The sequence below is a fragment of the Pseudanabaena sp. CCNP1317 genome (genome assembly GCF_034931345.1).
Classification (GTDB): domain Bacteria; phylum Cyanobacteriota; class Cyanobacteriia; order Pseudanabaenales; family Pseudanabaenaceae; genus Pseudanabaena; species Pseudanabaena galeata.
Genome location: NZ_JAYGIF010000010.1, coordinates 84,572 through 92,346, shown reverse-complemented (window position 1 = coordinate 92,346; position 7,775 = coordinate 84,572). Strand labels below are relative to the sequence as shown.

The 7,775-nt window shown below is 46.3% G+C and carries 6 protein-coding genes; 4 read left to right on the top strand and 2 right to left on the bottom strand.

Annotated elements, in window-relative coordinates; translation table 11 throughout:
- Positions 1-13: 13 nt before the first annotated feature.
- Positions 14-238, bottom strand: a complete 225-nt coding sequence (locus VB775_RS05850; RefSeq protein ID WP_323216657.1) for a hypothetical protein — start codon at positions 236-238, stop codon at positions 14-16.
- Between VB775_RS05850 and VB775_RS05845 the strand changes: the two genes are divergently transcribed.
- The 3 genes from VB775_RS05845 to purM are packed head-to-tail and all read left to right on the top strand — an operon-like array spanning position 191 to position 1,773.
- Entirely contained in the window at positions 191-472 is a 282-nt protein-coding gene (locus VB775_RS05845) for a BrnT family toxin (RefSeq protein ID WP_281006603.1), read from the top strand. The two genes, VB775_RS05850 and VB775_RS05845, sit on opposite strands and share 48 nt — an antisense overlap.
- Complete coding sequence (locus VB775_RS05840) at positions 469-687, top strand: BrnA antitoxin family protein (protein ID WP_281006602.1); 219 nt, start codon at positions 469-471, stop codon at positions 685-687. The genes VB775_RS05845 and VB775_RS05840 overlap by 4 nt, the downstream gene beginning before the upstream one ends.
- Before the next feature lie 54 nt (positions 688-741).
- The gene (purM, locus tag VB775_RS05835; protein WP_281006601.1) at positions 742-1,773 is read left to right on the top strand and encodes a phosphoribosylformylglycinamidine cyclo-ligase; all 1,032 of its coding nucleotides are present in this window, start codon (positions 742-744) and stop codon (positions 1,771-1,773) included.
- A 196-nt stretch (positions 1,774-1,969) separates the two neighbouring features.
- On the opposite strand, the gene lepA is transcribed toward purM, so the two are convergent.
- Positions 1,970-3,781: a translation elongation factor 4 gene (gene lepA, locus VB775_RS05830; protein WP_281006600.1), complete on the bottom strand. Its 1,812-nt coding sequence runs from the start codon at positions 3,779-3,781 to the stop codon at positions 1,970-1,972.
- A gap of 538 nt (positions 3,782-4,319) precedes the next feature.
- On the opposite strand from lepA, the gene infB reads away from it, so the two are divergent.
- Positions 4,320-7,751, top strand: coding sequence for a translation initiation factor IF-2 (infB, locus tag VB775_RS05825; protein ID WP_281006599.1), 3,432 nt, complete (start codon positions 4,320-4,322; stop codon positions 7,749-7,751).
- Positions 7,752-7,775: the final 24 nt, after the last annotated feature.

The following is a 7,775-nucleotide window of genomic DNA, read 5'->3' as shown; positions in this document are numbered from 1 at the left end:
AAAGCACGGTCGCTTACCTAAAAGCATTTTTCGTCTTGGTTTTGATTTTCTGCGTCATATCATCTTTGACATCCATCTCAATTCCGAGGCTTTCTTCAACTCCATTAAATTTTTGTCCTGTACTTAGCATTTGCTTATAAACTACTTTGTAGTTACAATGTAAACATGAGCGAGTTAGCATTCGACTGGGATGATCAAATGGGATGATCAAAAAGCTAATGTCAATAAACGGAAGCATGGAATTTCGTTTGAAGAAGCGCAAACCGTGTTTTATGACGAAAATGCGCGTCTACGCTACGACTCAGACCACTCTTTAAACGAAGAACGATACATTATCTTAGGTATTAGCAGTTCGCTTCGCCTCATAGTTGTGTGTCATGTTTATAGAGAAGAAAATGACATTATCAGGATTATTTCAGCCCGTAAGGCAACTAAGCAAGAGGTTCAACAATATCGTAGGTTTTCCTTATGAAAGATGAATACGATTTTTCTGACTCAGTTCAAAATCCATACTTTAAGAAGTTAAAGAAGCAAATGACGATTCGCCTTGAAGAGGAAGTGGTAGATTATTTCAAGAATCTATCTGAAGAAGTGGGAATTCCTTATCAGAGCCTCATAAATCTTTATCTGCGAGACTGTGTGCGATCGCATAAAAGGTTGTCACTAGATTGGGTACAAGGTGTCTAACACTGCGTTGGAGCCAAAGTTTCAAATTAAAAAAAGTATTGGGAGTTAGAGGTTTTGGATTATCGTCAAGCGGGTGTAGACATCGAAGCAGGTCGCACTTTCGTGGAAAAAATTCGCGATTCTGTTGCGAGAACCCATCGTCTAGGTGTACTGGGAGATCTAGGTGGTTTTGGTGGATGTTTTGAACTGCCCACAGGTTATCGACAACCCGTTCTTGTTTCAGGTACAGACGGCGTTGGCACAAAGCTCAAAATTGCTCAAGCTGCTAATAAACACGACACCATCGGCATTGATCTTGTAGCAATGTGCGTAAATGATGTGCTTACCTCTGGTGCAGAGCCATTATTTTTCTTAGATTATTTAGCTACAGGCAAGCTGGAACCCGATCAACTTGCTGAAGTAGTTAAGGGCATTGCTGATGGTTGTCAAATGGCAGGTTGTGCCTTGCTTGGCGGCGAAACGGCGGAGATGCCGGGGTTTTATGGTGTGGGCGAATATGATGCGGCGGGTTTTTGTGTAGCGATCGCCGAAAAGTCAGAAATGCTCAACGGCACACAAGTAAAGATTGGCGATGTGGTCATAGGGCTTGCGAGTTCAGGTATTCATAGCAATGGCTATAGCCTTGTCCGCAAAATCATCGAAACCAAGGGATATAACTGGGACGATAAATTAGAAATTTCCATCGACACTCAGGATTTGACCTTAGCTGAAGTATTTCTCACACCCACGCAAATCTATGTCAAGCCTGTTTTAGCAGCCCTCAAGGCAAATTTTGGTATTCACGGACTCGCACATATCACAGGTGGCGGCTTACCCGAAAACTTGCCCCGTTGTCTCGGTGAAGGTCAAGCCGTGCAGATTTTCCGTGATAGTTGGCAAATTCCTGCTCTGTTCCAATGGCTCCAGTCTCAGGGTGAAGTTCCCGAAGTAGACATGTTCAATACTTTTAATATGGGTATTGGTATGGCGGTAGTGGTTGATCCCACCAAAGCTGATGAGGCGATCGCCTATTTCCAGTCCCAAGGCTTTGTCACTAATCGCATTGGTGAAGTCATCGCCGCCGAGCGATCGCTAATCTTCGTATAAAAAACAAAAAAAGGAGCGCATCGCGCTCCTTTTTTTTGTTAATCACTGGTGTTACGTGGAAGTTTCTAAGACCCTCACCCCTAGCCCCTCTCCCAAAGGGCGAGGGGAACAAGACTTTTCTGGATTTTGCTCCCCCTCTCCTCTCTGGGAGAGGGGGCTGGGGGGTGAGGGAAATATTCATTCCACGTAACATCAGTTAATCACCGTTCAATTGCAAGATCGCCATAAATGCGGCTTGCGGCACTTCCACCGTACCAATCGACTTCATCCGTTTTTTACCCTTTTTCTGCTTCTCTAAAAGTTTCTTCTTCCGAGAAATATCGCCGCCGTAACACTTACTCAGAACATTCTTGCGTAAAGCCGAAATATTCTCACGGGCAAGAATCTTGGAACCGATCGCCGCTTGGATGGGAATTTGGAACTGTTGCTTAGGAATTAATTCTCTGAGCTTAGATACTAGCGCCCGACCGACGTTATAGGACTTGTCGCGGTGGACAATGCAAGCCAAGGCATCAACAGGTTCTTCGTTGACGAGAATATCCACTAGCACCAAATCATTAGGACGATAACCAATAATTTGATATTCCATACTGGCATACCCCTTGGTGCGTGACTTCATCTGATCAAAGAAATCGGTCACCATTTCGGCTAATGGTAACTCATAGATTAAAGTAGCTCGTTCCGTTGTGATGTACTTCGTATCCACAAATACGCCGCGTCTAGCGACGCACAACTCCATCAATGTACCAATGTAAATTTGCGGAGTCATGATCTCCAACTTCACATATGGCTCCTCGATCTGTTTCCTTGAATTGGGTGGCGGTAACTCACTCGGATTATCAATCATTAAGATCTCATCGTTATTAGTCGTCACCCGATAAATTACCGATGGCGCAGTCACAATCAAATCGAGATTGTATTCACGCTCAAGACGTTCCTGCACGATCTCCATATGCAGCATTCCCAAAAATCCGCATCGAAACCCGAAGCCCATTGCGTTCGAGGTTTCTGGCTCATAGTTTAAAGACGCATCGTTGAGCTTGAGCTTCGTTAAAGCTTCACGCAATTCCTCGAACTGATCGGCATCGGTGGGAAACATACCGCAGAAAACCATCGGCTTAGCTTCTTCGTACCCCGGAAATGGTTCAGGCGCTGAGTCGATCGCTGAAGTAATCGTGTCACCCACCCGCGCATGGGCAACCATCTTGATCGCCGCCGCCAGATAGCCCACTTCACCAGCATGTAATTCATCAACTTGGATCTGTCCTGGGGCAAGTACGCCAAGCTCGTCAATCACATATTCCTGACCTGAAGCCATAAATTTGACGCGATCGCCTTTTTTGACCGTGCCATCCATTACCCGAAAATAAACAATTACGCCACGATAGGCATCGTAATAACTGTCAAAGATCAAAGCTCGTAAAGGCTGATCGACCGTATCCTTGGGTGCGGGTACTCTTAAAACGATCGCCTCAAGGATCTCGCGAATCCCAATCCCCTGTTTTGCCGAGGCATGAATTGCGTCCTCACAATCTAAGCCAATTAATTCTTCAATTTCATGGGCAATGCGATCGGGATCAGCCCCTGGCAAATCGATCTTGTTTAATACAGGCACAATTTCTAAATCGTTGGCTAAGGCTAAATACACATTAGCCAGAGTCTGAGCTTCCACCCCCTGCGACGCATCAACTACCAACAAAGCCCCTTCACAAGCTGCCAAACTACGCGATACCTCATAGGAAAAGTCCACATGTCCGGGAGTATCGATCAAGTTAATCGTATATTCATCACCATTGAGAGCCTGATAATTCATCCGCGCTGCTTGCAGCTTAATGGTGATCCCCCGCTCGCGTTCCAGATCCATATTGTCTAGAAATTGCGCTTTCATATCTCGATCCGCTACCGTGCCTGTAAATTGCAACAAGCGATCGGCAAGTGTAGACTTGCCATGATCAATATGGGCAATAATCGAAAAGTTACGAATACGAGAGACGGGTACGTTGGTCATAGATATCAAAACAATGGGGGGCAGAACACTGCGAGACAATCCGATCCTACATTAAAGTAAACTAATGTAAACAACTGTAAAAACGATAATAAATTTACAGAGCTTTAAAAACCTTACTTAGTCGGTTAATTTCAGTTAAATATATTGAGGAATTCCTACAAGGCATGGCTTTCTCAATATATTTAACTGAAATTAACTCAAGGCAATGCATACACAAAAAATCTCTTCTCAAAAACTGTGTTTAGGGGTAATGTACAAGAGCTAGTAAACTGAGTGAGATTTTGCCAAGGATTTGTGAGCCAAATTATTCTGACTTCTCATATTACTAGATTGTATGAGTAATAATAGCTATAGTAGTTTCATCTAAAAATTGAAACATACTCGCTAGCCTGTTCATCAGGAATAGCTAGGCGCTTCTAAGATTAACTATGGTCAATGTAATTCAGCCAATGTAATTCAACCTAGCAAAAGACAGGAAGCAACTTCTATGTAAATTCAATTTCATCGTGTACAACAGTTACGCAGGGCAGAGTGAGCAATGAGTATAAGCAATCGAGTTCGACTATATGAACTCTCGCGAGAGCTAGATCTCGACACCAAAGATGTCATCGCGGTGTGTGAGAAATTAAATATAGTTGTCAAAAGTCATAGTAGTACAATTACAGAATCAGAGGCGGAATTGGTACGTATCAAAGCCCCTCAACATTATCCCAAAACGACTGATCCCAAAACTTCTGAAAAGAAAGCAATTGCTGTGGCAAAGACCAAAGAATCCGATGCTCGTATTGCCAAGCAACAAATTCTTGCTGTTACCAAGCCCACAATCCGTCTCAATACTCCGCCCGTCTCTGGTAATGTAGGAGCTACACCTCCTCTGCATCCGCCTCTTAACTCATCTAATGCGATCGCTGAGCCTAGCTCAGAACCTCCTGCTAAAACTGCTGTTATCAACCCTCCCTTGCCCATGCCCTCTGCTTCTTCATTAGTTAAGCCTCCTAGTCGTCCTTCTGTCCCAGAAGGCAATCTGTCCGAATCCACACCTGCGCCCAAAATTGAATTAACATCAGAAACAGAATTGACCTCACCAGTAAATCCCCAAGCGATCAAAGACTCTCAGCCAACATCGCCATCAGAACCAAAGACAGAATTAATTGCGCCGCCAACTGCCCCCAAATCACCAGAAAAGGCTGCTGTATCGAGTCCTGCGAAAATCACAGTTGAGGAGCCAGCGATCGCCGCAAGGGTAAACAACCCATCCAAACAAGCACCCAAAGAGCCCCCCCGCAAAGAAAATCCAAGATCTGAACGACCACCAGCCGAAAAAGCTGAACGTCCTCTTGCGCCCAAACAAGCTTTGGTAAGTGTGTCACCCCCTCAAGTCAAGTTAAATAAGCCTGTAGCGCCAGAGCGTCCTAAACCTCCTGTGTCTGCTACACCTAAAGCAGTTATTGCTCCCAAACCTCCAGCCGCCAGACCTTCAGATGAGTCAAGGATTTCAGCAAAAGCTAATCAAAGTAAGTCGGAACAAGACAGGTCTGAGCAGGTCAAACAAGAAATCAATCCAGAAACAGTTAGGGTAAACAAGCCTGAAAAGCCAAAACTGAACAAGCCTGCTGAACAACCTGTGGCTCCTGCTAACGGTAGACCTCAAGGTCGTGGACCAAAATTGGTCAAGGACTCAGTACTCATTGAAAGGGGGATCACCGCTCCGACCGAGCCTCCCCACAACTTGCGTCCTCCGATGCCCACCTTAATGCGTGCGCCTGAGAAGCCAGTAATTGCTGACAAAACTGGCAAGAAACCTGATGCTGCGGGCGGATTTAATCCTGCATTACCTGAACTTTTGGAAAAACCCACTCTGCCAAACAAAGCAAGTAAGCGCAAGGGTAAGTCTAAGGAAGAAGAAGAAAAGGATTTATTAGAGCTTAAAGAAAAGAATCGCCTGAATAAGCCCAAGCGCTATCTGCGTGATTTTGCAGATGATGACGATGATGCCGCCGATCTGGAAGCTGCTGCTGAGCTTGCTCAGATCAGTTTGTCTCTAGCTCGTCCTGCGGCTCGCCCTAAAGCCGTAGCAGTGCCATCAAAGCCAACCATGGCGGCTGACATCAAGCCCACACAAAAGGGTAAAAGATCTGCACCAAGTCGCGATCGCCGTCATCAACAAGTCGAAATTATTCCTGAAAAGCCTACTTCGGTGGAAATTGAAGAGGGTATGACCGTCGCTGTACTAGCCAAGCGCCTAGTACTTTCTGAGACAGAAGTGATTCGCACCCTGTTTATGAAGGGGATCATGGCGAATATTAACCAAACCCTTGATGTCGGTACTGCCAAAATGGTGGCAGCGGAACTGGGATATGAAGTCCACGATCCTGAAGTCGTCGAGCTAGCGCTCAAGACCGAAATGATCGATGTTGGCGACCTCGATAAACTGCAGCGTCGTCCTCCCGTAGTTACGATCATGGGACATGTTGACCATGGTAAAACAACCCTACTTGATGCAATTCGGAAGAGTAAAGTCGCTCAAGGAGAAGCAGGTGGTATTACTCAACATATTGGTGCATATCACGTCGATGTTGAGCATAATGGTCAGAAACAGCAAATCGTCTTCCTTGATACTCCTGGACACGAAGCCTTTACCGCCATGCGTGCGCGTGGTACAAAGGTTACAGACATTGCCGTACTGGTTGTTGCTGCCGATGATGGTGTACAACCTCAAACCATTGAAGCGATCAGCCATGCCCGTGCTGCTAAAGTACCAATCGTTGTTGCCATTAACAAAGTTGACAAGGTTGAAGCTCAACCCGATCGCATTCGCCAAGAGTTAACTGAATATGCTCTCGTTGCCGAAGAATGGGGTGGCGACACAATCATGGTTCCTGTAAGCGCGATCCGTCGCGAGAACCTTGATACCTTGCTGGAAATGATCTTGCTGGTTGCTGAAGTTGAAGATTTACAGGCGAACCCCAACCGTACTGCTAAGGGTACAGTCATTGAAGCTCACCTCGACAAGGCGAAGGGTCCCGTAGCAACATTGCTAGTTCAAAACGGTACATTGCGCGTTGGTGATATCTTCGTGGCTGGTGCTGCCTTTGGTAAGGTACGTGCCATGGTGGACGATCGCGGTGTACGTGTCGATAAAGCTTCGCCATCCTTTGCGGTGGAAGTCCTTGGTTTGGGCGATGTCCCTGCGGCGGGTGATGAGTTTGAAGTCTACCTTGATGAAAAACAAGCCCGTGCGATCGCCGATCAACGCACCATGGATCAACGTCAAGCCCGCTTGGTACAAGCCATGGCTTCACGTCGGGTCACCCTTGGTACTTTGTCCGAAAAAGTCAAAGAAGGCGATCTCAAGGAACTCAATATTATCCTCAAAGCGGATGTTCAAGGCTCCCTCGAAGCCATTCTTGGTTCTTTGGCTCAACTACCTCAGCGCGAAGTCCAACTTCGTATACTCCTGTCGGCTCCTGGGGAAATCACCGAAAACGATATCAGTTTAGCGGCGGCTAGCTCGGCGGTTGTACTTGGTTTCAATACCACAATGGCTCCTGGTGCAAGACAGGCTGCGGATGACCTTGGTGTTGACTTCCGTGATTACAACGTTATCTATAAGCTCTTGGAAGATATCCAAGACGCAATGGAAGGTTTACTCGATCCTGAAATGGTCGAGGAATACCTTGGTCAAGCTGAAGTCCGCGCCATCTTTACGATTGGTAAGGGGGCTGTGGCTGGTTGCTATGTCCAGAATGGCAAGCTGATCCGCAACTGTAATGTCCGTGTCAAACGTGGCAATGAGGTTGTACATTCAGCCGTGCTTGACTCGCTGCGACGGGTTAAGGATGACGCGAAGGAGGTTGCCTCTGGATTTGAGTGCGGTATCTCCCTTGCGAAGTTCTCGACATGGAAAGAGGGCGATATCATCGAAGCTTTCCGTATGGTCACCAAGCGTCGCACGCTAGCTACTTCTTAATAAAAAAAGCGTCCCTAGGGACGC

Excerpts from the sequence above, each read along its gene's own strand:
- infB (WP_281006599.1), top strand. The coding sequence starts at position 4,320 with ATGAGTATAAGCAATCGAGTTCGACTATATGAACTCTCGCGAGAGCTA.
- VB775_RS05850 (WP_323216657.1), bottom strand. The coding sequence starts at position 238 with ATGCTTCCGTTTATTGACATTAGCTTTTTGATCATCCCATTTGATCAT.
- lepA (WP_281006600.1), bottom strand. The coding sequence starts at position 3,781 with ATGACCAACGTACCCGTCTCTCGTATTCGTAACTTTTCGATTATTGCC.
- VB775_RS05845 (WP_281006603.1), top strand. The coding sequence starts at position 191 with ATGATCAAATGGGATGATCAAAAAGCTAATGTCAATAAACGGAAGCAT.
- VB775_RS05840 (WP_281006602.1), top strand. The coding sequence starts at position 469 with ATGAAAGATGAATACGATTTTTCTGACTCAGTTCAAAATCCATACTTT.